The sequence below is a fragment of the Aestuariivivens insulae genome (assembly GCF_022662195.1).
GTDB classification, from domain to species: domain Bacteria; phylum Bacteroidota; class Bacteroidia; order Flavobacteriales; family Flavobacteriaceae; genus Aestuariivivens; species Aestuariivivens insulae.
Map to the genome: position 1 here is coordinate 152,761 of NZ_JAKMCS010000004.1, position 24,585 is coordinate 177,345.

Below are 24,585 nucleotides of genomic sequence, written 5' to 3' on the forward strand. Positions count from 1 at the left end.
CCGACATTAGGTTGACGGAGGCACACAAATAAAGTTTGAACCCTCATTCTCTTTTATTTGTTCTTTTAGCTATCTATAGTTCTTTGTTTATGTTAATGACTATATATTCTAATAAATTATGTAATTCCAATAAGTTACCCTTAGCTCTTGAAGATTGATAAACAACCTTCCTATTATTAAATTTTAATATGGTTAATGGGTTCTCCCGTCCTTTGGCCTTGCCAACTTCGTTAGGTGTTAGGTTTCTTGCAAAGCTTTTAATTCTATTAATAACATCTAACGATATTTCTGTTTTGTGTACACCAATTTTTTCAACATTTGATATGCCTTTATATATAATATTTCCGTCATCAAAAATCCACAAATCGTACACAGGGCCATTGTTTGAGCTCTTCCCTTTAAATAAACTTAAGAAAGCATCATGCGTGTTTTTGTTTAACGGTTGCTTGCTCGCAAAATAAGAGGTCAATAAGGTCATAGTAAGCTTTGTTCTATTCTACATTAATTCAAGTTGCAAACTTGCGACAAAGACTTACTGATTGGGGACATGCTTTGACGCAAATTAGCTAACTCAACATTTTCACATAATTAAATTCTGAACGCAATACGTATTATATCCTATTTTAAACCAAATCCTAAATAACATATAAACACCGTAAAGTATTTCAAAACAGTTGTAGGCAAAATGGTAAATATGGGGCTTGGGGCTAAAAAACAATAGTATTAATTGGGGCGTCAACACTATTGTTTATATGTAAAACAGTTAAAAAACATATTACCCTACTTTTTTATTTAAATTTTTTACTTTTGGTGAATAAGCCTCGTTATTAGTATACTTATGAATAGGGACACCAAATCTGTTTGCGAACAAAAAAACTACGAACAGCTCTTTAATGCCCATTCCAAAACCTTATTCAACTTTATATACTATAAATGTGGTGATACCCAACAGGCTGAGGATATTGTTCAAGATGCGTTTGTGAAGCTTTGGCGCAATTGTGCTAAAGTGCACTTTCAAAAGGCAAAATCGTTTTTATTTACAGTAGCTAGAAACCTTTTTTTAAATGAGGTAGCACATAAAAAAATTGTGCTTCAACATGAAGCTGCACCTACTAAAAGTTCTACCAACGAAACCCCAGAGTTCCTTTTAGAGGAGCAGGAATTTATGCTAAAACTTAAAAATGCTATTGCCAATTTGCCAGAAAAGCAACGCGAAGTGTTTTTGTTAAGTAGGATAGATAAAAAGACTTATGCCGAAATATCAGAACTGGTGGGTATATCGGTTAAAGCGGTAGAAAAACGTATGAGTTTGGCTTTAATGGCCTTAAGAGATAAATTAGGCAACATTTGAAGTAGGGTAAAACCAAAAACAACTGTTTTATAATTATAAGAAGGATAACATAGCATGGAAAATTTTAATAAAGATGAAACTTTTTTAGCGCGCTGGATAGCTGGAAAGCTTAGCCCCGAAGCGCTTAAAGAGTTTGAAAATTCTAAAGATTATCCAGTTCTTAAAAAAATTAATGATGCGTCCCAAAATCTAAAAGCACCTACTTTTAACGATCAAGCACTATTAACAAAATTAAAAGAACTAAATAAAACACAGCCAAAGGATAAGGTTAGAAGGCTTATGCCCAAATGGGCTTATGCTGCGGCAGCAGTTTTGGTAGTGGCTCTAGGTTTACTATATGTCATGACCATGAGTTCACATTACCAAACAGGTTATGGCGAGCAATTAGCTGTGTTGCTTCCCGATGATTCTTCAGTAAAGCTTAATGCGAATTCCCAGTTAGAACACAAAACTCTAAATTGGAAGTCTAACAGAATACTAGAATTGGAAGGCGAAGCTTTTTTTGATGTAGAAAAGGGTGAGTCGTTTAAAGTATTGACCAGTTTGGGTATGGTTGAAGTTTTGGGAACCGAGTTTAATATGATATCACGAGGTACTTATTTTGAAGTCCAATGTAGGGAAGGGAAAGTAAAAGTAACCAGTAATGTATTAAGTAAAGAGGTGATTTTATTGCCAGGAAAAGCAGTAAGGGTTGCTAACAATGCACTTGAAGAATGGGCATTCGATTTAGATGAAGCTAATTGGACACTGGGAGAATCAACGTTTTTCAATACCCCTATATCACAAGTTTTACTGGCTTTGGAAAATCAGTTTAATATTACGTTTGATAAATCTAACATCGATTTGAATAAACGCTTCACGGGAGCATTTACCCATAAAGATTTAAGCTTGGCATTAAAAACCGTATCGGCTCCAATGGGTATTTCTTTTACTGTAGACAAGGAAAATGGTGTAATTCTGCTTAATTCATATAATAATAGCCACTAATTCGGTTATTTTATCCTAAATTTGGATATCCCTGGATTAATAAGAATAGTAAATGAAGTATCGCTTATCGGCTCTCTTTTTCTTTGTTACTGTAAGTATAATTGCCCAGCAAACCACTACGGTTAATTATCTAAACACTCCTTTAAGCGAAGCTTTTGCAGATTTAGAAAAAACCTTTAATGTAAAGTTTTCCTTTAATTCAGAAATAGTCAATAATAGGGCCATAACCTTTAATTTAAGCGAGGCCACATTAGATGAGATTCTAATTAATATTGAAGAACAATTATTCCTTAAGTTCAAAAAAGAATCAAACCGTTATTATACGGTTAAGCTTGTAAAGAAACAGTTAACCGATACCCAAGAGCTAGATGAGGTGTTGATTGAAGAATACATTACATCTGGGATTAGTAATGATAAAGATGATGCTTCGGTATCGATTTCACCAGAAAAATTAGGCATTCTTCCAGGGTTGACCGAACCCGATGTTTTACAGAGTATACAATTGATTCCTGGGGTACAAAGCCCTTCAGAAACTGCTTCAGATTTGTTTATAAGGGGAGGCACACCAGATCAGAATTTAATTCTTTGGGATGGTATCAAAATGTACCATACAGGGCATTTTTTTGGAACAATTTCTGCGTTTAATCCTTATATCACAGATCAGATAAAACTTTATAAAAGTGGTACTAAAGCGAAATATGGAGGTCGTATTGCTGGCGTTATAGATATTGAGTCCGATAAAACCATTCCAAAATCAACGGAGGGCGGCTTTGGATTTAACATGACCCATACCGATGCCTTTATTAAGGCGCCCTTAAATAAAAAAACAGCTGTTTTGTTTTCTGCAAGACGCTCTATTACAGATGTTTTTGATACTGAAACATTTAGAAACTTGTCAAAAAGGGTGTTTCAGGAAACTAAAATCTCAAATGGTAATAAGGTGTTTGGTGACGACGAAGTTACAACAACCAACGACCTATTCTATTTTACAGATTTCACGGCAAAAGTAATTGTAAATCCAAATGAAAAAAATGCGCTGGAGGTAAGCAGTTTGTATACTAAGAACAAATTAGATTATGGTTTTTTGATTGAAGCTTTTGAAGAAGCATCACAAGATAAATTAGACATTGTAAATCAAGGCATAAGTTTAAATTGGAAACATGATTTTAATGCGTCCTTTTCACATAACTTTAATGCCTACTACTCCAATTTCGACTTAGAATACGTTGGAACGAATAGCATTTCAGGCGAACTTGATAACCAATTAGATAAACATAATAGCATTAAAGATTTTGGAATGGCTTATAATTTAGATTGGAATCTTAGTGAAACATCGTCGATTGGCTTGGGCTATCAGTTTTCTTCAAATCAAGTAAAATACAAATTAATTTATGAAGCACCGGATAGCCCAGAGGATAACTTTGTTAAGTCTAGTATAGAAACCAATAATATAACACACGCACTCTATTTTGACCATCAATATAAATTGGATAAAAAATGGTTTGTTAATACAGGCTTAAGAGCTAACTATTTTTCAGTTATAAACAAGTTTTATATTGAACCTAGGTTGCAGCTTAGCACTAATTTAAACCCGTTTTTAAAATTTAAGGTTTCTGGGGAAAGGTTACACCAATCGGTAAGTGAGGTTTTAGAGTTCAATACCCGAGAATTTGGACTGGAAAATCAAGTTTGGGTATTGTCAGATGGTGAAGAAATCCCCATATTAAAAAGTACCCAGTTAACCACAGGTTTCGTGTTTAGCAAAAATGGATGGGGTATAGATTATGAAATGTATTATAAAAAGGCAAATGGCTTAACAACATTAGGGTTCGATAGGATAGAAGATTTTTTCTTTAAAGGAAAAAGTAATGTGTTTGGAATAGATTTTTTAGTTAAAAAGAAAATTCAAAACTACAGAACATGGCTTAGCTATTCTTTGATTAATAATGATTTTGAATTTGAAGCCATTAACGATGGAAAAAAATTTCCGGGCAATACGGACATTACACATAATTTTGTTTGGTCGCATACTTATGAATGGAATCATTTTAATGTGTCATTGGGCTGGAACATAAGGACTGGAATACCGTTTACAAAAGCGACAGGGATCCAGGACACACCCGATGGTGCAGAAATTGTATTTGAAAGCACGAATAGTTCGCGTTTACCAAATTACCATAGGTTGGATGTTTCTACCACTTACACGTTCAATATTTCAAAAAAAAGTAATTGGAAAGGGAAGTTAGGATTGTCGTTACTAAACATATACAATAGAGAAAATATGTTAAGCAGAACTTACGAAATAAGGCAAAGCACCCAAAATAGTGAAGACGAGCTTAGGGAAATAAATAAGACATCTTTGGGTTTAACGCCAAATATGGTTTTTAGGGTTGAATTTTAATACCAATCAAGCCGATTTTTTGTGTAGCAATCGCGTAAGTTTAATAGATAAATCGGTTAAAATAATTTTAGAATTACCATTGCGCTCAATATGATATATAGCATCTTGAATTTCATCACTAATTTCAAGGATATTGTTGTTGTGAATGAAAGGCGCGAAATTTTCCAGTTTAAAGTTTTTAGACTTAGGCTCTAAAAACACCAACTCTTGGGCATTGTAATTTAACAGTAGGGCTTGCCTAATAAAATTAAGGCAAAAATGTAAAAATTGCTTTTGGGTTTCACGACCGGTTTTTGCAATATCCTCGCTCCAAGAAATAAGATCGTGAATGGCCGCTTTGTTTCCTTTGGCTTTAAAGGCACTGCGAATCCAGAAAATAAACCAAGTTTCAAATTGCAAATCTTCAGAGTCCTGATACACTAAATCGCAGGCTTTATTATAATTGCCATTAGCCTGGTGTGCAATTTTAGTGGCAACAGCAGTATCCAAATCGTAACTACTTACTAAGGCCTGGGTAATCACATTTTCGGCAAGAGGGGGAAAATGTAATATTTGGCAACGCGATCTAATCGTGTTTATTATTTGCTCTTCATCTTCAGCAATAAGAATAAAAATAGTTTTGTTTGGCGGTTCTTCAATAAGTTTTAAAAGTTTATTGGCACAGGCAAGGTTCATTTTCTCGGCCATCCATATGATCATGACTTTATAGCCTCCTTCATAGGATTTTAGAGATAACGATTTTACAATATCCTGTGCTTCATCAACACCAATTTGCCCTTGCTTATTATCAACCCCAAGGAGTTTGTACCAATCAAACAAGTTACCGTATGGCTGGTCGTTTAATAATTGTCGCCATTCTTCTAAATAATTGGCAGAAACAGGGTGGCTTTTTGCTTTATCGCTAGTAACCACGGGAAATGCAAAATGTAAATCGGGGTGCGAAAAGGTTTTAAACTTAATATTACAAGCTTCATTCCCTGTATTGTTTTCTCCGTTTATATTTTTACAAAGTAGGTATTGGGCATAGGCTATTGCCATGGGCAGGGTGCCACTGCCCTCATTGCCAACAAACAACTGGGCGTGTGGAATTCTTTGATTGTCAACACTTTGTGTCAAGTGCTTTTTAATGTGGTCTTGGCCTAATACGTCGCTAAATAACATGGAACAAATATAGTAGAAAAGGTAAATTTAAGTGCAATAAGACTAAATAAAAGGCGAATCGTCGAGTTTTGTGGGGGCGGTACACTTTTTGTATTAGATTTGAAGTGCTCGTTAATCTATTCGTTTTTAATTGCATAAAGTTAAAATCATGAATAATACTACTAAAACTACACTTCTTGTTTTGCTTGTTGGCATGTTTTTAATAAACGCACAGGTAGCAAAACAAGGCTTTGAAAATAAAACAGAAGATAACTGGGCTTACACTTCAAACATTCCTTTTTATTCCAAGAATAATAAAACAGATGTTTGGTTGAACCAACCTGGTTCTAATGGACGTATTCCTGGGCCTTTTGCAGGATCCAGTTATTTGGCAGGCAGGGATTTAGATAATCCTTACACTGAACAGTATACAGGTTTAGCATCACCTGAACATATTCTTACCTTCACGCCAATTGTTGTAAACGGATTATCTGCAGAGGTCTCATTTAGAGTGCATTATGTTGGTCTTAATGATACGGATTATATTTATTATGAGCTGAGATACGATAATGATTCAGATTGGAACTATTCAGATTATAAAGAAAATATTTTTAAAACAACCAAATCGGGAAATTTTAGTTCTACAGGTTGGGAGAAAATCAATTATGAAGTTCCTTCGGGGCATAGCCATGTTAGAATGCGATTGGTGGTGTATCAAAACGGAAATGAATATTTAGGGTTTGATGATTTTGAGCTTAAAACCGCAACCTTATCCAATAAATACAACTTAATAGAGGGCTTTGCTTTTGGTCCCAACCCAACTTTTGATGTTGTGACTTTTAAAGCCAATACCGTTTTAGAAGAGGTTTTGGTGTATAATGTTCTTGGAAAGGAAATAATAAGGAAAAAAGGTAATCTTAAATCTATGTCAGTCGATTTAAGCCACGTGCCAAGTGGTATTTATTTAGCACAAATAAAATCGGGAGAGATTGCCCAAACCTTAAAGCTTATTAAAAAATAGCAAAAGATAATTATAATTTTCGCTTTAAATCCGAAAAGTCCAAGCCATGGTTTTTTCGGGTTTTTTTATGTCAAAAGATCAGTGTTTAATAGAAAATAGTTAAGGCAATGAATATTTTTTGAAAATTTATTCAGCTTCAAACGTTTTCGTTAAAAAACACATTTTTTGGCACTTTTTAATTAGTTACATTTGTGAATCAATTACTTAAAACCTAAAAAAAGGATATCAATGAAAACGCTCAACGATTTTAATTTCGAAAATAAAAAAGCCTTAATACGAGTCGATTTTAATGTACCGTTAAATGAAAGCTTCCAAGTTACAGATGCAACTAGAATTGTGTCTGCAAAACCAACTATTATAAAAATTTTAGAGGATGGCGGAAGCTGTATTTTAATGTCGCATTTGGGGCGTCCAAAAGGAGTTCAAGATGAGTTTTCTTTACGCCATATTGTTCCTAAAGTTGAAGATGTGTTAGGCGTAGAGGTTAAGTTTGTTGACCAATGTGTTGGTGAAACAGCAGAAACAGCCGCGGCAAACTTAAAGCCAGGTGAAGTTTTGTTGTTAGAAAACCTAAGGTTCCATAAAGAAGAAACGGCAGGCGATGTAGATTTTGCAAAACAACTATCAAATTTAGGCGATGTTTATGTAAACGATGCTTTTGGAACTGCCCATAGGGCCCATGCTTCTACAACTATAGTCGCTCAATTTTTCCCTGAGCATAAGTGTTTTGGAAATTTATTGGCTCAAGAAATTGAAAGTATCGAAAAGGTTATGAAAACTGGTGAAAAACCTGTTTTAGCCATACTGGGAGGTGCTAAGGTGTCTTCAAAAATTACCATTATTGAAAATATTTTAGATAAGGTAGACCATCTTATTATAGGTGGAGGAATGTCTTTTACTTTTGTTAAAGCCCAAGGCGGGAGCATAGGGAACTCTATTTGTGAGGATGATAAAATGGATTTGGCCCTAGATATTTTAAAGCAGGCCAAAGCAAAAAATGTACAGGTTCATATTCCAGTTGATGTGGTTGCAGCCGATGCCTTTAGTAACGATGCCAATACCCAGATAGTGGATATAAATAAAATACCAGATGGCTGGGAAGGTGTAGATGCAGGCCCACAATCTTTAGAACAATTCCATGATGTAGTAAACCAGTCTAAAACCATACTATGGAACGGACCATTGGGTGTTTTTGAAATGGAAAGTTTTGCCAAAGGAACCATTGCTTTAGGAAATTCTATTGCCGAAGCCACTAAAAATGGAGCCTTTTCATTAGTAGGAGGAGGCGATTCGGTGGCAGCTGTTAAGCAATTTGGTTTTGAAGATAAGGTGAGTTATGTAAGTACTGGTGGTGGCGCTATGCTAGAAAGTTTAGAAGGAAAAACGCTTCCAGGAATAGCCGCTATTTTAGAATAATTAAAATTATTTTTTATAAATACCTTAAAAAATACGAATTTAGCCGTATAATCGTTCAAACTATAATTAAAAGAATAGATTATATGGCTTTTCGTTTTTTTATATGCGTCCTCCTTTTTAATCTTGGGTTTTGTTTTTCACAAACCCAAGACACCCTCCAGGTAAAGAAATTCTTGGTAAAAGACTCATTAGTCGATAGTAATAAGTTAGGCTTAAAGCCAGTTTTGGCAAACCAAGATAGTATTTCAATAAAGCATATTGAAGATCACGATCTTGCAGCCCAGTTTGATGGTAAATGGCAAGAGGAACTATACAGCAATCAACTATTTGATTCCATTTACAAATCGATTACCGATTTAACCTTCGAAGACGTTGATTACCCAGAACTTCATACAGATACACTCAAGGCGCGCTTAAAAGCATTAGATGCCAAAACACCTTTTAATGTTGAGTATAACCCTTCATTAGAAAGTGTTATTAAATACTACCTGAAAAGCAGAAGGGAGTTACTCCAAAAGCTAATTAGCCTTAGTGCGTTTTACTTCCCTATGTTCGAATACGAATTGGATAAGTATGATTTGCCATTAGAAATCAAATATTTAGCTATAGTGGAATCGGCGTTAAAACCACGTGCAAAGTCAAGGGTAGGGGCAACGGGCTTATGGCAGTTTATGTTTGCCACAGGTAAGATGTATGGTTTGGATGTAAGTAGTTATGTCGATGAACGCTGTGACCCTATAAAATCTACCGAGGCAGCAGCCAAATACTTGTCTAAACTGTATGAGATTTTTGGAGATTGGGATTTAGCTTTAGCGGCGTATAATTCGGGACCCGGTAATGTTACCAAAGCCATAAGGCGATCTGGAGGCTATAAAAACTATTGGAACATTAGGCATAATCTACCTCGGGAAACGGCTGGCTATCTACCTGCTTTTTTAGCTAATATGTACATTTTTGAATATGCCGAGGAACATGGTTTTAAAAAAATAAAACCAGAACATACTTTAGTAGAGACCGATACTATTAGGGTAAAACACATGATTACCTTAGATCAAGTTTCAGAAGTAACAGGAACACCTATAGAAGCACTTCAATTTTTAAATCCATCATATAAGTTGGATATCATTCCATTTATAAAAGGAAAAAATTATGTGTTGCGCTTGCCAAGGAATGTCTCTGGTGCTTTTGTAAATAATGAAGAACAGATATATGCTTATGTAAAGGAAGAGTTTGCTAAAAGGGAAAAACCATTACCCCAATTTTTTAATACGAGTGATAGGGTACGTTATAAAGTAAGGTCTGGGGATTATTTAGGAAAAATTGCAAGACGATATGGTGTTAGGGTTAGCCAGATAAAACGATGGAATGGTTTACGGAGCAATAATTTAAGAATTGGCCAGCGCTTAACCATATACCCTAGAAAGCCATATGTGGCGTCCGCTTCAACAACCACTAAAGCAACAGCTTCTAAGCCACTTTCAGGAAATATTACAACCTACACCGTAAAAAGCGGAGACTCTTTATGGAGTATTTCCCAAAAATTTTCTGGAGTTTCTGTACAAAATATTAAAGATTGGAACGGTATTAGTGGTACAAAGTTAAAACCAGGAATGAAGCTTAAAATAGCCAAAGGCTAAATTCTGCAAAAAACTAGCTTTAATTATGCAAAAAATTCTTTTAGTAATCGTATCTGTTTTGTCTATAGTATCTTGTAAAGATGATAAAAAAGAAGAAAGATTTTTAACGGATTCTTCGGGGATTATAAATGAAGTTTCGGTAGTATTGGATAACACATCATGGAAAGGTCGGGTAGGTGAGGCGATTCGTGATGTGCTGGCAGCACCAGTATATGGTTTGCCTCAAGACGAGCCGTTATTTACCATTAACCAAATTCCCACTAGTGTATTTAGTGGCTTTGTTACCAATAACAGAACCATTCTAAAAATAGAAATGGGTAAGGAGGCTGAAACTAAATTTTTAAACAATGTTTATGCAAAACCTCAAAAAGTTGTTGTAGTTTCAGGAAAAACAAAGGATGAAATCATTCATCAGCTTAAAGAAAATGGCGATCGAATAGTTGATGTATTCAAAAAAATGGAGGTTAACGAAAAACAACGTTTAATAAGAAAGGCTCTGTACAATTCCAGTTTTATAAAGGAAAAGATAGGCGTGGATATTCAATTTCCAACGGCCTATCGTGTTGCAAAAGACACTAGCTCCTTTTTTTGGATTCGAAAAGACATCAATACAGGTACGTTAAACTTAATGGTCTATGAGTTATCACATGATAAAATTAAGCGTAACGATAGTATCATTAATCAAATTATAGCTATCAGGGATTCTATAGGCAAGGCACATATTGCAGGTCCTACCGAAGGCACATATATGAGTACCGAAAATGCTTATACGCCATTTCAAACAGAAACGATTTTAGACAATAAACCTGCTTTGGAAACCAAAGGGATGTGGGAGGTAAAAAAGGCGTTTATGGCCGGGCCTTATATAAACTATGCTATTGAAGATAAAATAAACAACAGATGGATAGTGGCTGAAGGTTTTGCATTTGCGCCGTCGGTAGAAAAACGCGATTACATGTTCGAGCTAGAGGCTATTATAAAATCCATAAAAATCAAATAACCTCTTTGTATTAAAGAGACTTCTAAAATTTAAAATTCAAGGCTTTCGAAAAATTAAAAACGGAGTTTACCTGCTGTAAATGAGTGTTTTAATTTTGAAGCGTAACGAAGAAGTTTGAGTTTTAGAAGTTTATTTAACAAAAAAGGCCAACGCATTGCGTTGGCCTTTTTTGTTAAACAGAAACATCTTATTCTGTTTTGTTATCTTTTGGTTTATCGTCTTCTTTGCTAGCGTCTTTAAATTCTTTAATACCGCTGCCTAATCCACGCATTAATTCTGGTATTTTTTTTCCTCCAAACAACAATAGCACAACTATTACAATTAATGCTATTTGCATGGGCCCTATTGCTAATATATATAAACTCATAATTAAATAATTTAGAGCAAAGTTAATAATTAAAGTTTAATAATCCCGTTTATAGCATAACTTTAGCATTTCTAAAAATAGGTTGTGGGATAATTTTATTTAATTTTGTTTTCAATATGGGCAAGAATAAAAAAGGAGCCAAAAAAATTAGAAAAAAACTACTCGATAAATATCGTTTGGTTATCCTTAACGAAGATACTTTTGAAGAGCGTTTAGCCTTTAAGCTTACGCGGCTTAATGTGTTTGTATTTGTATCTGTGGCTGTAATCATTTTAATGCTGTCTACCTATTTTTTAATAGCGCATACATCCTTGAGGGAGTACATCCCAGGATATTCATCAACAGCCTTAAAAAAGCAAGCGACTGAGTTAAGTTTTAAAACAGATTCGCTACAAAGGGTTATTGCTTTAAACGAAAGCTATTATAATTCCATTAAAAATGTATTGAAAGGCGACATTAGCGCAGAAGACTTAAAGAAAGATTCCATTATCCAAGCGGTAAAATTAGAAGCCAGTGAGGTCGATTTAAAACCTATTGCCGAAGATTCCCTATTACGTGAAAAAGTAGATAAAGAAGATAAGTACAATTTGTTCGAATCGGCTACATCGGCTACCAGCTTTGTGCTATTTCCACCAGTTAGTGGAACAGTAAGCGAGCCATATAACCTAAAAGAAAAGCATTATGCTATAGATGTCGTAGTTGCAAAGGATACTCCGGTTAAAGCCGTGGCAGACGGTACCGTGATTTTTGCAGAATGGACTGCCGCAACAGGTAATGTTGTTATTATTGAGCACAGCCATGGCTTAATTTCGGTGTACAAACACAATGGGGCATTAATAAAATCGCAGGGCGATTTGGTAAAGGCAGGTGAAGTTATTGCAACAGCAGGAAATTCTGGAGAGTTATCTACAGGACCTCATCTGCATTTCGAACTTTGGAACGATGGTTACCCTATTAACCCTTCAAATTTTATAGATTTTGAATAATTTTAAGCATTAAGACTAGACCTGGACATATGCTTTTGTTTGAACCTAACACCTTACACTGCAAACCCAGTTTTAATTATTTTTGATGTTTTATAATGTAAAATATAGCTAAAAGTTATGACTCGATATACCAAAAATTAACCTTAAAACCAATTATACTAACCAATTTAACCCAAAAAATGAATAGAGAATTACCCCAGCAATCTCCTTCGGAAGAAGTTGATTTAGGACAATTATTTAAGCTTATAGGAAAAGCTTTTGATCGATTATTAAATTTTATTAGGTCTATTTTTAAATCCATTCTAAACGTTATCGTTTTTATTTTAAAAAAAATTTTAGACAACTATAAACTCATCGCAATATCAGTAGGTATTGCTGCTGTTTTAGGTTTTGGACTGGAAAAAACGTCCAGTAAGGTCTATGCTTCAAAGATGCTGGTCAAGCCTTATTTTGATTCTAAATACCAGTTGGTAACTAATGTAGATTATTATAATGCGTTAATTCAAGACAAAAACCACAAACGTTTAGCTGAAATATTCCAGATCGATCAAAACAAGGCAGAGGCGCTGTTGGAATTTGAAATTAAGCCTGGACCAGAAACCCATAACGACCAATTGCTTCAATATGAAAATTTTATAAAGCAAATTGATAGCGCTAGACAGCAAGATATCCGTTTTGAGGATTTTATTGAGAACAGAAGTGTTTATTCTGGTACATTATTTGAGATTAAGGTCAGGTCTTTAAAAAACGACATTTTTAGGGCTTTGGAGCCAGGGTTAAATTCAAACTTTACGAATGAATACTCCAAGAAAAAAATGCAAAAGAGGGATTCGTTAATAGTTGTGGAAGAAGCCCGAATTAAAGAATCGTTAAGCCAAATCGAAGCTTTAAAGAAGGTGTATGTTGAAGTGATGCAAACGGAGTCTAAATCCAACACAGGTTCCATTACATTAAAGGATGGTATGTCTATGGTTCAGGAGCGGGTAAATACACGAGAGTATGAATTACTGTCCAAAGAATTGGAGCTAAGAAACGAGTTGACCAAATTAACGGCACAGCAAATAGAAGAAGACGCCTATTTTGATGCTGTTTCGAGTTTTCAGGAAATAGGATCGGTAGATAAAGATATTTGGAACAGGTATTGTTTGGTATTTCCTGTTTTGGTTTTTATTGTTTTAATAGTTGTCTTTATACTAAACCAATTAATACAGTTTGTAAGACGTTATGAGTTTTCTAGAGAACAATTTGAAGTCTCCGGAAAATTAACCTAGTTAAGAAAAAATTGATGTTATCATTAAAATCGGCTTTAGCCAAACCATTTGCAAAGCGAATATATAAGCGCATTCAAAAGTGGGCCAATAACCCTATTGAAACACAGGAAAAGGTCTTTCAGGAATTAATAGCTAAAGCGGTATCGACTAGGTTTGGAAAGGATCATGATTTTGTGAGTATAAACAACCATGACGATTTTGTAAAACGCGTTCCCATTCGAGACTATGAAGGTTTAAAACCTTATGTAGAATCTGTTGTAGAGGGAGAAGAGAACGTGCTTTGGCCAGAAAAGCCCATATATTTTGCCAAAACATCTGGTACTACCTCTGGAGCTAAATACATTCCAATAACCAAGGAAAGTATGCCTAGCCACGTTGAAGCGGCGAGAAATGCCATTTTAATGTACATCCATGAAACAGGGAATAGTCGTTTTGTTAATGGAAAAATGATCTTTCTACAAGGCAGCCCCATACTAAAAGAACAAAATGGCATTCAAATAGGAAGGCTTTCGGGTATTGTGGCGCATTATGTGCCTAAATATCTTCAGAAAAATAGGTTGCCGTCTTGGGAAACCAATTGCATTGAAGATTGGGAAACCAAGGTAGATGCTATAGTTGAAGAGACCTTACCAGAGAATATGACGGTTATTTCAGGTATACCGTCCTGGGTACAGATGTATTTTGAAAAACTGCAGCAAAAGACAGGAAAGAAGGTTGGTGACATTTTTAAAAATTTTAACCTTTTTATTTTTGGAGGGGTTAACTACGAACCTTATCGCGCTAAATTTGAGAGTCTTATTGGGCGCTCAGTCGATAGCATTGAGCTGTATCCAGCGAGTGAAGGCTTTTTTGCCTTTCAGGACAAGCAGCACGAAAAAGGCATGTTGCTTCAGCTTAACTCGGGGATATTTTATGAATTTGTTAGGGCCGATGAATTTTTCAATGACAATCCCAAGCGTATTACCATAAAAGATGTTGAAATAGGGGTCAATTACGTGATGATTATTTCAAGCAATGCAGGGCTCTGGGCCTATAATATTGGCGACACGGTCGAGTTTACCTCAACTAATCCCTATCGTGTTATTGTTTCTGGACGTATCAAGCATTTCATATCGGCTTTTGGCGAGCATGTTATAGGCAAGGAAGTAGAGCAAGCCATGGAAGAAGCTGTAAAAAATACTGAGATCCGTATTTCAGAATTTACTGTAGCTCCTGAAATTAATCCAGAAGAGGGATTGCCTTACCACGAATGGTATATCGAATTTGAAAATGAACCAGAAGATTTTTCAGCTTTTGCTAAACAGATAGACCAATCGCTTCAAAATCAAAATACCTATTATTTCGATTTAATTCAAGGTAAAGTGTTGCAGCCTTTAAAAATTACTAGGGTGGTGAAAGATGGATTTCAAGAGTATATGAAGTCGGTTGGTAAATTAGGGGGTCAAAATAAAATACCTAGGCTATCTAACGACAGGAAAATAGTTGAAGCCATAAAAGCCTTACATTTGGTGAAATAAAGTATCTTTGCCCTAGCAAAACAGACAATGAGTAACAAAAAACTACACGAGAGAACCAGGGCCCAGGAGAGCTCTAATGCTATTGAGCGTATGTACGTAACCATGCGGCATTTGTTCAATAGGGGGTTTTATAAGCCTATGGGGATTTCGGGCGAAACTTTGCGGGAATCGTTACTGTTGCTCAAGCCCGAAATCTATGGTTCTGTAGGTGATGAAAAAGCCGAGTTAGAGGGCTTGCTTTATGTTATGGACAGGTTGCCTATAGGTATTGAAGAATGCACCTATATTAACCTAACCAGTGATGAAGGTTATGCTAATTCGCACTTTAAACCCATTATTCCAGAAAAACGCCGACGTAATTGCTACAGAATAGATGCAGAGCAAATGAATATTGAGATTACCAGGGGACGTTCAGAAATTTATGATATTTTAACCCACCTTACGTTTCTCTTTATAGAATCGCATAAAATAAGCAAACGGGTCGTTATAAATGGTGATGGCGCTACGACTAGAGATTGGAAAAAGCTTGAAAAAGCAGTCTTGTCCAAAAAGAAACTTACTCAAGAAGAACGTGAAGTCGCCATTACCCATACGGCTTATATATTAGGGCGCACCTTTAAGGAGCTAACCAATATTTATAAAGCTTTCGCAACACCACAACAGCCCGAACGCTTATTACGTATTGTGTATTGGTTAGGCAAGTTGGCTATTGAAGAACAGGTAAACCACAATAAACGAACCATAACCTTTAGTCCTGTTTTACGGGAGCGTATTGGCCATCATATACATGGGGAGATTTGGGCAAACAACATTAAGGAAGTTCTGCATAAAAATAACATGCTAGATAGGGAGGTTCATATTATAAGTGCTAATATGCATAGTGTTATGAATACGCTTTTTGCGCCAAAGGCATTAAGCTCTATGACTGCTAAAAACGATATATTTGATGTTTATGAATTGCTAAGTAAAACGGATAGTGAAACCTATCGTCAAAAAGTCAATAAAGAGGCAGTTAAGAACGGCATGACTTATATTAAGGACACTTCGGGGACCAATATAGATGTTCAAATTTTTGATTCAACGCGAATCAACCCTTCCGAAGTAGATATTAATATGGATGAAGCGTATATAAAATCAAAAAAGCCAATTATATTGGTTATGGATTATGCGTTTGGAGAGCAAGCCTACGAAACAATAGATGAACTTTTAAAACCTTACAAAGTGAAAGGAGAAAAGGCGCATCTTAACGTGAAATCAATTTCTATTATGGGTAAAGCGGGTATCCTTGAAGGAGGGAAAGGTGATATTATGATACCTTCGGCACATATTTTTGAGGGTACTGCAGACAATTATCCCTTTAAAAATGAGTTAAAGAAGGAAGATTTAGAAAGTCAAGGGGTCAATGTATACGAAGGCTCCATGATTACCGTTTTAGGGACTTCTTTGCAGAATAAGGACATCTTAAAGTTTTTTTATAACTCCACGTGGAATGTTATAGGCTTGGAGATGGAAGGTGCCCATTACCAAAAGGCAATTCAGGCGGCTTCAAAAATAAGGCACAATATAAACCCCAATGTAAAAGTGAGGTATGCCTATTACGCTAGTGATAACCCTTTGGAAACGGGAAGCACATTGGCTTCGGGAGGGCTTGGCACTTCTGGGGTTAGGCCTACCTATGTAATAACAAGAAAAATTTTAGAACAACTATTTAATTAAAAACAGATATGAGTAAAGATTTGCCACAACCACAGCAATCGGAAGAAGTGGATTTAGGACAGTTATTTAAATTAATAGGTAATGCTTTTGAGCGCTTTTTTAAATTTATAGGAAGCCTTCTAAACAAATTGTTTTTGGCCTTCGTTTGGTTGGTGTTTTTTGTTAAACGTCATTTTATAAAGCTTGCAATCGCAGGGATTATAGGTATAGTTTATGGATTTACCCAAAAAAAGATATCCGCTCCAGTATATAAGTCAATGGCCGTAGTGAAACAAAATTATCCAACAGGGGAAAGCTTGTATACTTTAATAGACTACTTAAATGAACTCGTGTATCAGGGAGATTCAGTCTCTTTAAGTGATAAGCTTAAAACAGATGTCTCTAAAGCTTCAGCAATAGCGGGCATTGGAATAGAATCCATTTTAGATGAAAACCAAAAACTAAAGCTTTTTGATGATTATAAAAAAGAGTTAGATTCGGTTTTAGCTTCTACCATAAAGTATGAGGACTTCTTAAAAAATTCTGATGATTTTGACCATAAGTACCAACGCATTACCCTTTATGCAACATCTCAAGAGAACTTTAATGAAGTCTTTAAAGCTATCGTAAAAAATATAGATTCTTCGGAGTTCTTTTTAAATGAACACAAAAAAGATATAGCGGAATTAGAGAACAAAGAAAAGGTTTTAATAGAATCCTTAAAAAAATCGGATACTTTACAGAAGGTGTATCAAAAAGTTTTACAAGAATCTACCCAAAAAACATCCGATGCCCAAACCAGTATCAGTATTAAAAACACGGAAGACAAAAGTGTGACTAAGGAATATGAGCTTTATAATAACGATATAGAACTTAGGCGGGAACTGGTTGAGATTCAAAGGGAAATTGAAGATAAATCACATATCATTGAGATTGTCTCCATGCAACAAAGCGAAGGAACCATAGACAACACCTACGATTTATTGGCATTAAAAACCGAAAGTAAATTGGTGCTTGGGATCCTATTTTCGGCTGTATTATTTCTAATGCTTCTTGGTCTTGAATTTGTAAGATACCTAGAGCGATTTAAAGACAAGATTTAGATAGATAATATAAAGTAGTATCCGTTGTGCGGTTTGAATCAAAAAGGTCATGATGTGTCAGTTCGAGTGTTCCGACGTTTACTGTCGGGACGTATCGAGAACTATTTCAAAGGCCTAAATTTTACCTGCCTCCCGGTAGGCAGGTTCTCGATAGTTCTGCTGAGCAGGGTCCAAGTACAAATTTTATAAAAAAACACATAATTGGTTAATAGTAAAAAGATGAAGAATATTCTAATAACAGGAGGTGCAGGTTTTATAGGTTCCCATGTGGTTAGGTTATTTGTGAACTCTTATTTACAATTAAATTGAATTAGGGAACGTAAGAAGGATTTTAATTATAAATAGCGAATTGCATTAAACTAAACTGCATCATATCGGGCTAAAAGTTTTTAAACCTTTAATTTTCTTATTTTAGACCCCATGGACATCAAAGCAAATAAAATAGCAGTAATAGGATTGGGTTACGTAGGCCTTCCGTTGGCCATTGAATTCTCTAAAAAGGGATTTCAAGTGGTGGGGTTTGATATTGATGAAGACCGCGTTTCAGACCTCAAACAAGGCATTGACCATACTAAGGAAGTTGAACAATCAGACTTTTTAGAGGCTAAAAACATCCATTTTACATCGCAAGAAAACCAAATTTCAGATGCCGATATTTATATTATAACCGTGCCCACACCTATAGATGCGTTTAACAGGCCAGATTTAACCTATCTTGTTAAGGCAAGTCAATTGGTAGGTAGGCAGTTATCCAAAGGGAATATTGTGATTTATGAATCGACGGTGTATCCGGGCTGTACTGAAGAAGTTTGTGTGCCAGAACTGGAAAAGGCTAGTGGATTCCAATTTAACGAAGACTTTTATTGTGGCTACTCCCCAGAACGGATTAACCCGGGGGATGCCGTCCGAAAAGTCCATAACATCGTAAAGATCACTTCTGGAAGTACACCGGAAACCGCTAACCTAATAGATGCGTTGTATAACCAAATTGTAACGGTTGGCACCCATAAAGCTTCTAGCATAAAAGTGGCTGAAGCAGGAAAGATTATAGAAAATATTCAAAGGGATGTTAATATATCGCTTATCAACGAGCTGGCTTTAATATTTGACAAACTGGGAATAGATACGCTTGAAGTTTTGGAAGCTGCTGGGACCAAATGGAATTTTTTACCGTTCCGACCAGGATTGGTTGGAGGCCACTGTATAGGGGTAGACCCCTATTATTTGACCCATAAAGCGGAAAGTTTGGGCTATTACCCCGATGTTATTCTCTCAGGAAGGCGTGTTAACGATAATATGGGGATTCATGTTGCCAATAAGGTCATTAAGTTGCTGGTTGAAAAAGGGAGTATTATAAAAGGGGCTAAGATTTTGGTGCTGGGTATAACGTTTAAAGAAAATTGTCCCGATATACGAAACTCTAGGGTTATTGATGTGATACGGGAATTGGAAGGCTTTGGTGCCTCGATAGATGTTTACGATCCCTATGCGTTGCCAAATGAGGTGAGTAAAGCTTACGATATTACTTTAACCCATGAGTTGCACTATAATTATGATGCCGTAGTATTGGCTGTAGGGCATAATGAGTTTAAATCTATAGATTACACCAAGTTCAGAACCAATAAAGACTGTGTGGTTTATGATGTAAAAAGTGTGTTGCCTAAAGATTTGGTTACTGATAGGCTCTAAAGATAGTAGTGTCATTTCAACAAGGAAAGCTGTTCAAAGAATAATTTACCTTGTCATTCAGAACAAGCGTAGCGAAGTGAAGAATCTCAAAAAAAACAAGATTCTTCAGTCGGTCGTACCATCCCTCCTTTTGAATGACACATCAGAGCTGTCAGACTGAGAATGGTTGCTGAGGTACTTGCAAAGAGTAGTTGGAGTCAAAGCGAACCAGACAGCAGACAGTGATTTTTTTATTAAAAAGTAGAATTTTCAATTTTCAAAGAAATTAACTGAAAGGCGTTTGAATATTAAGTGAGTGAAACCAAAAGAAATAATCATAAAAAGAATTTTCGATATTGCATTAGCACTATTAGGGTTGCTGGTTTTGGGGTGGTTTATTTTACTGTTGATTTTTTGTGCGGTCATAAACACAGGACAACAAGGCATTTTTAAACAAAAGCGAGTAGGCCAAAACGGAAGGTTATTCAGTATCTATAAATTGAGAACGATGAAGGACCTTCCGAGTAATGATAAAATGATAACAGCGTTTGGTCAGTTTTTGCGAAAAATGAAGTGGGATGAGTTGCCTCAATTATGGAATGTGCTTAAGGGAGATATGAGTTTTGTAGGGCCACGACCAGATGTTGTGGGTTACGCTGATCAATTAAAAGGTGAAGATAGAATAATATTATCAGTAAAGCCGGGTATTACTGGATTAGCAACTATATGTTTTAAAGATGAAGAAGAATTGCTCTCCAAACAGAATGATCCTAAAGCTTATAATGATAAGGTAATTTGGCCTAAAAAGGTAGAATTGAACAAGGCCTATATTGCTGAATATAGTTTTTCTAAGGATATAACTATAATTATAAAAACTATTTGCTTGTCATTCAGAAGGAGCCCTGACGATTATAGTCAGGGAGACTGAAGAATCTAGGTTTTAATACCTAGAACACCTTGACAGTTATTTTAACCTGTTTTTGATGAATTGTCAGTTCGAGTGATTTTCGAAGAATGAGAAAATTGTATCGAGAACAGTTCAATCAAATTAAATGTTAGTCAGAAAGTTCCTTTTCCTATCTTTAGACAATACAAACAAAATTCATCCATGGATTTTAAAATAAAATTGTCATCACCCCATATGAGTGGCGATGAGTTAAAGTATATACAAGACGCTTTAGACAGTAATTGGGTAGCTCCAGTTGGGAATAATATAATTTGTTTTGAACGGGATTTAGAAGCCTATTTAGGGGAAAACAGTCATGTAACAGCATTATCGTCTGGTACGGCGGCCATACACTTGGCTTTGGTTATGGCTGGGGTTAAGGAAGGTGATGCCGTTATTTGTCAAAGCTTAACTTTTGCGGCATCAGCATTTCCCATTCTGTATCAAAAAGCCATTGCTGTATTTGTGGATAGCGAAAAGGACACATGGAATATGGATCCTGTGCTCTTAGAGGAAGCGATTCAAGACCGAATAGCAAAAGGCAAAAAACCTAAGGCTATTATTGTGATTCATATATTCGGCATGCCCGCAAAAATGGATGAACTGCTTCAAGTTTCAAAAAAGTATGACATTCCGCTTATTGAAGATGCCGCTGAAGCATTGGGTAGCACATATAAAGGGCAAAAATGTGGCACCTTTGGTGATTTTGGTATTTTGTCGTTTAATGGTAACAAAATGATAACAACTTCAGGTGGAGGGGCATTAATTTGTAAGGATGAAAAACTAAAGCAAAAAGCCATTTTTTTAGCCACACAAGCTAAAGACGATGCCATATGGTATGAGCATAGTGAAATAGGATTTAACTATCGTTTGAGTAATATTTCAGCTGGTATTGGTCGAGGGCAAATGCAAGTGCTGGATGATTATATTGAAAGACGAAGACAAACAAACCTGTTTTATAAAACGTTGTTTCAACCTTATGATTTTGTTCAGGTACTTTCAGAACCCTCATCAAATTTTTGCTCCAATTATTGGTTAACCTGTATTCAGATGGAGTCAAATAAGAATAATAAAACGTCTTTGGGATTGTTGAAGCATTTAGAGGAGAACCATATTGAATCTAAACCCCTTTGGAAGCCTTTACATTTACAGCCCATATTTAAGAATTGTTTGTTTTATGGTAAAGGAGTCGCTGAAGACATTTTTAAAAAAGGATTATGTTTGCCTTCTGGGTCAAATTTAACTGAAACTGATAAAGCATTCATTGCAGAAGTTGTATTGGAGTATTTAGATGCTTGTCATTTAGAGTGAAACAAAATGGAACGAAGAATCTCTAGAAAAAAAGAATAGATTCTTCAGTTGGTCGTATCCTCCCTCCTTCTGAATGACACAAGGCAAAATGATAGGTTGTTGTATTGCAGAGTTGAGCCTATCAAAGTGCTAAGATTTCGAGAGTAAACTTCTTAGTTTTTAGAGCATAGTTTTATCCGTCATTGCGAACGCAGTGAAGCAATCTTTAAGTTAGGTAGGCGTTAACTATGGGATTACTTCGTGCGCTGAGCTCCTTAGTAATGACGAAGCGCATTTTTTTGGTTGTATTTCAGATTTAGGCGGGGATGAATGCTATAAGATAGGTGAGGATATGGTTTGCCTAAAGAATCAACATACAACGACAATGCGAATCTTTCGGCTATCGGTCAAGACAGGCTAAAGTGAAGCAGTCTCTTGGCTATAGGGATAACAATCAACAGATTGCTTCAGTCGTGCCTCCTTCGCAATGACGTATTTTATTATCTTTTAATAATTGAATTTCAAAAATCAATCTCAAGAAAACTTTAATTACCTTAAATTAGCCAAATCGTTATGGTCTAAGAAAAAACCTGAAAACTTAACATGATTGACTACAAAGGAAAAACCATATTAATCACGGGAGGCACGGGGTCTTTAGGAAAGGCCATTACGAGCTTACTGTTAAAGGAACATCCAGAATTAAAACGGATATGTGTATATTCAAGGGATGAGCGCAAACATGCCCTAATGATACAGGAGTTTCCTTTAGAAAAGTATCCTCAAATAGATTATGTAATAGGAGATGTTAGGGATAAGGAGCGTTTAATTAGTGTGTTTTATGGGGTAGATTATGTTATTCACACTGCAGCCATGAAAGATGTTCATACAGCAGAAATTAATCCTGAAGAATGCATTAAGACCAATATTGGCGGAGCCCAAAATGTCATTGACGCTAGCATAAAGTCGAATGTCAAAAGAGTAGTGTCGCTTTCAACAGATAAAGCATGTGCTCCTAACAGTTTGTACGGAGCCACAAAATTGGTGTCGGATAAGTTGTTTATTGCTGCAAATTCTAAAAAAGATAGAGAATACACGAAATTTACAGTAGTACGTTGCGGTAATATAATGGGGTCCAGTGGTTCTGTTGTGCCATTTTTTTTAAAGAAGAAAAAAGAAGATGGTGTTTTACCAATAACCGACCCTAATATGACACGGTTTAATATATCACTAGAAGCAGGAGCAAAAATGGTGTTATTGGCCTTAGAAAATACTTGGGGAGGTGAAATTTTTGTGCCTAAATTGCCTTCTTATAGAATAATGGATGTGGTCAATGCCATCGGACCAGAGTGTGAAAAACCCATTATAGGAATACGACCAGGTGAAAAAATACATGAAGAAATGATTTCGGAGTCCGATGCGTTTTATACCTACGATTTGGGTATGTATTATGTTATATTACCTTCAAATGTTAGATGGAATATAAATGAATTCATAAAAGTGCATAAGGCTAAAAAAGTACCCTTTGGTTTTAGTTATAACTCGGAAGAAAATACGGAATGGGAATCTATAGAAAATTTAAAGGGCTTAATAGGTAAGGATGTCATTGACTGAATTGAGGTTTTAACAATTTTATCGATTAAATAAATTTATTAACAAGAGAATTATAGTATTTTTGCCACAAATTTAGAAGTACATATGTTAATTAAAGGAATAAAAAAAATACTTATAACAGGCGGGGCTGGCTTTATTGGGTCGCATGTAGTAAGATTATTTGTAGAAAAATATCCGAGCTATCATATTTTTAATTTGGATGCACTGACGTATGCGGGTAACTTAGAAAACCTAAAAGATATTGAAGATAAACCAAATTACTCTTTTGTTAAAGGGGATATTACCGATAAAGGTTTTATAAATGAATTGTTTAATACACATAAGTTTGAAGGTATTATACATTTGGCGGCCGAATCGCACGTAGATCGTTCTATAACCGATCCATTAGCTTTTGTAAAAACCAATATAATTGGAACGGTTAATTTGCTAAATGCGGCTAAAGAAACTTGGAAGAACGATTTTGACAATAAGTTGTTTTATCATGTTAGTACGGATGAAGTTTATGGAACGTTAGGTCAAACTGGACTTTTTACTGAAACCACTGCATATGACCCTAATTCGCCATATTCTGCATCAAAAGCGAGTTCAGATCATTTTGTAAGAGCCTATGGAGAAACTTATGGACTGCCATATGTGATATCAAATTGTTCCAATAATTATGGGCAAAATCAATTTCCAGAAAAGCTAATCCCTTTATTCATAAACAATATAATAAATAATAAACCGTTGCCTGTTTATGGAGATGGAAACTATACGCGCGATTGGTTATATGTAAAAGATCATGCTTTAGCAATAGATTTGGTGTTTCATAAAGGTGAAACTGAAGAAACTTACAATATAGGCGGTTTCAATGAATGGAAAAACATCGATTTAGTTAAGCTTTTGTGTGCTCAAATGGATAAAAAATTGGGAAGACCAAATGGAGCTTCAGAAAAACTAATTACTTATGTTAAAGATCGTCCAGGCCATGACCTGAGGTATGCCATAGATGCTTCTAAGATCAATAAAGAATTAGGGTGGAAGCCTTCGGTAACCTTTGAACAAGGACTGGAAATTACAATAGATTGGTATTTAAATAATGAAAATTGGCTTAATCATATAACGAGCGGTGAGTATAAAAGTTACTATCAAAAACAATATAGTTAAATGAAACATCCATTGGTCAATATTCAATCATA

The 24,585-nt window shown here is 35.5% G+C and carries 20 protein-coding genes and 1 pseudogene; 18 read left to right on the top strand and 3 right to left on the bottom strand.

The genetic code is table 11. The annotated features are described in order from the left end of the window. Positions 1 to 73: 73 nt before the first annotated feature. Entirely contained in the window at positions 74 to 478 is a 405-nt protein-coding gene (locus MR062_RS06650) for a DUF6438 domain-containing protein (protein WP_242203313.1), read from the bottom strand. 360 nt (positions 479 to 838) lie between these two features. On the opposite strand from MR062_RS06650, the gene MR062_RS06655 reads away from it, so the two are divergent. From MR062_RS06655 to MR062_RS06665, 3 genes are read left to right on the top strand one after another with little or no spacing between them, the layout of a single operon-like run. After that, positions 839 to 1,351, top strand: coding sequence for an RNA polymerase sigma factor (locus MR062_RS06655; protein ID WP_242203314.1), 513 nt, complete (start codon positions 839 to 841; stop codon positions 1,349 to 1,351). 54 nt (positions 1,352 to 1,405) lie between these two features. Then, positions 1,406 to 2,338, top strand: a complete 933-nt coding sequence (locus MR062_RS06660; RefSeq protein ID WP_242203315.1) for a FecR family protein — start codon at positions 1,406 to 1,408, stop codon at positions 2,336 to 2,338. Positions 2,339 to 2,390: 52 nt separating this feature from the next. Further along, positions 2,391 to 4,739 carry a TonB-dependent receptor plug domain-containing protein gene (locus MR062_RS06665; protein WP_242203316.1) on the top strand — a complete coding sequence of 783 codons (2,349 nt, stop codon included), beginning with the start codon at positions 2,391 to 2,393 and terminating at the stop codon, positions 4,737 to 4,739. Between the two features lie 6 nt (positions 4,740 to 4,745). On the opposite strand, the gene MR062_RS06670 is transcribed toward MR062_RS06665, so the two are convergent. Continuing rightward, entirely contained in the window at positions 4,746 to 5,900 is a 1,155-nt protein-coding gene (locus MR062_RS06670; protein WP_242203317.1) for a DNA polymerase III subunit, read from the bottom strand. Positions 5,901 to 6,048: 148 nt separating this feature from the next. On the opposite strand from MR062_RS06670, the gene MR062_RS06675 reads away from it, so the two are divergent. The 4 genes from MR062_RS06675 to MR062_RS06690 all read left to right on the top strand — a co-directional run bounded on the left by MR062_RS06675 (position 6,049) and on the right by MR062_RS06690 (position 10,953). Then, positions 6,049 to 6,900 carry a T9SS type A sorting domain-containing protein gene (locus tag MR062_RS06675; protein WP_242203318.1) on the top strand — a complete coding sequence of 284 codons (852 nt, stop codon included), beginning with the start codon at positions 6,049 to 6,051 and terminating at the stop codon, positions 6,898 to 6,900. Between the two features lie 228 nt (positions 6,901 to 7,128). After that, on the top strand, positions 7,129 to 8,316 hold the full coding sequence (locus MR062_RS06680; protein WP_242203319.1) for a phosphoglycerate kinase: 1,188 nt from the start codon (positions 7,129 to 7,131) through the stop codon (positions 8,314 to 8,316). 83 nt (positions 8,317 to 8,399) lie between these two features. Continuing rightward, positions 8,400 to 9,953, top strand: a complete 1,554-nt coding sequence (locus MR062_RS06685) for a LysM peptidoglycan-binding domain-containing protein (protein ID WP_242203320.1) — start codon at positions 8,400 to 8,402, stop codon at positions 9,951 to 9,953. A 25-nt stretch (positions 9,954 to 9,978) separates the two neighbouring features. Further along, the gene (locus MR062_RS06690) at positions 9,979 to 10,953 is read left to right on the top strand and encodes a DUF4837 family protein (RefSeq protein ID WP_242203321.1); all 975 of its coding nucleotides are present in this window, start codon (positions 9,979 to 9,981) and stop codon (positions 10,951 to 10,953) included. Positions 10,954 to 11,140: 187 nt separating this feature from the next. On the opposite strand, the gene MR062_RS06695 is transcribed toward MR062_RS06690, so the two are convergent. Continuing rightward, positions 11,141 to 11,320, bottom strand: coding sequence for a Sec-independent protein translocase subunit TatA/TatB (locus MR062_RS06695; protein WP_242203322.1), 180 nt, complete (start codon positions 11,318 to 11,320; stop codon positions 11,141 to 11,143). Positions 11,321 to 11,436: 116 nt separating this feature from the next. On the opposite strand from MR062_RS06695, the gene MR062_RS06700 reads away from it, so the two are divergent. From MR062_RS06700 to rfbB, 11 genes and pseudogenes are all read left to right on the top strand, one after another. Then, positions 11,437 to 12,306, top strand: coding sequence for a M23 family metallopeptidase (locus tag MR062_RS06700; RefSeq protein WP_242203323.1), 870 nt, complete (start codon positions 11,437 to 11,439; stop codon positions 12,304 to 12,306). Positions 12,307 to 12,485: 179 nt separating this feature from the next. Then, on the top strand, positions 12,486 to 13,577 hold the full coding sequence (locus MR062_RS06705; RefSeq protein ID WP_242203324.1) for a hypothetical protein: 1,092 nt from the start codon (positions 12,486 to 12,488) through the stop codon (positions 13,575 to 13,577). A gap of 14 nt (positions 13,578 to 13,591) precedes the next feature. Beyond that, on the top strand, positions 13,592 to 15,094 hold the full coding sequence (locus MR062_RS06710) for a GH3 auxin-responsive promoter family protein (RefSeq protein ID WP_242203325.1): 1,503 nt from the start codon (positions 13,592 to 13,594) through the stop codon (positions 15,092 to 15,094). A gap of 27 nt (positions 15,095 to 15,121) precedes the next feature. Further along, positions 15,122 to 16,810 (top strand): DUF6909 family protein, encoded by a 1,689-nt coding sequence (locus MR062_RS06715; RefSeq protein WP_242203326.1) that lies wholly within the window; start codon positions 15,122 to 15,124, stop codon positions 16,808 to 16,810. Between the two features lie 8 nt (positions 16,811 to 16,818). Next, entirely contained in the window at positions 16,819 to 17,892 is a 1,074-nt protein-coding gene (locus tag MR062_RS06720; RefSeq protein ID WP_242203327.1) for a hypothetical protein, read from the top strand. 219 nt (positions 17,893 to 18,111) lie between these two features. After that, positions 18,112 to 18,186 (top strand): annotated as a pseudogene (locus tag MR062_RS06725) (NAD-dependent epimerase/dehydratase family protein); the annotation flags it as partial. Between the two features lie 126 nt (positions 18,187 to 18,312). Continuing rightward, the gene (locus tag MR062_RS06730) at positions 18,313 to 19,581 is read left to right on the top strand and encodes a nucleotide sugar dehydrogenase (RefSeq protein WP_242203328.1); all 1,269 of its coding nucleotides are present in this window, start codon (positions 18,313 to 18,315) and stop codon (positions 19,579 to 19,581) included. Positions 19,582 to 19,876: 295 nt separating this feature from the next. After that, complete coding sequence (locus tag MR062_RS06735) at positions 19,877 to 20,488, top strand: sugar transferase (RefSeq protein WP_242203329.1); 612 nt, start codon at positions 19,877 to 19,879, stop codon at positions 20,486 to 20,488. A gap of 180 nt (positions 20,489 to 20,668) precedes the next feature. Beyond that, positions 20,669 to 21,817: a DegT/DnrJ/EryC1/StrS family aminotransferase gene (locus MR062_RS06740; RefSeq protein WP_242203330.1), complete on the top strand. Its 1,149-nt coding sequence runs from the start codon at positions 20,669 to 20,671 to the stop codon at positions 21,815 to 21,817. 582 nt (positions 21,818 to 22,399) lie between these two features. After that, on the top strand, positions 22,400 to 23,407 hold the full coding sequence (gene pseB / locus MR062_RS06745) for a UDP-N-acetylglucosamine 4,6-dehydratase (inverting) (protein WP_242203331.1): 1,008 nt from the start codon (positions 22,400 to 22,402) through the stop codon (positions 23,405 to 23,407). A 99-nt stretch (positions 23,408 to 23,506) separates the two neighbouring features. After that, entirely contained in the window at positions 23,507 to 24,553 is a 1,047-nt protein-coding gene (gene rfbB, locus MR062_RS06750; RefSeq protein ID WP_242203500.1) for a dTDP-glucose 4,6-dehydratase, read from the top strand. Positions 24,554 to 24,585 lie beyond the last annotated feature (32 nt).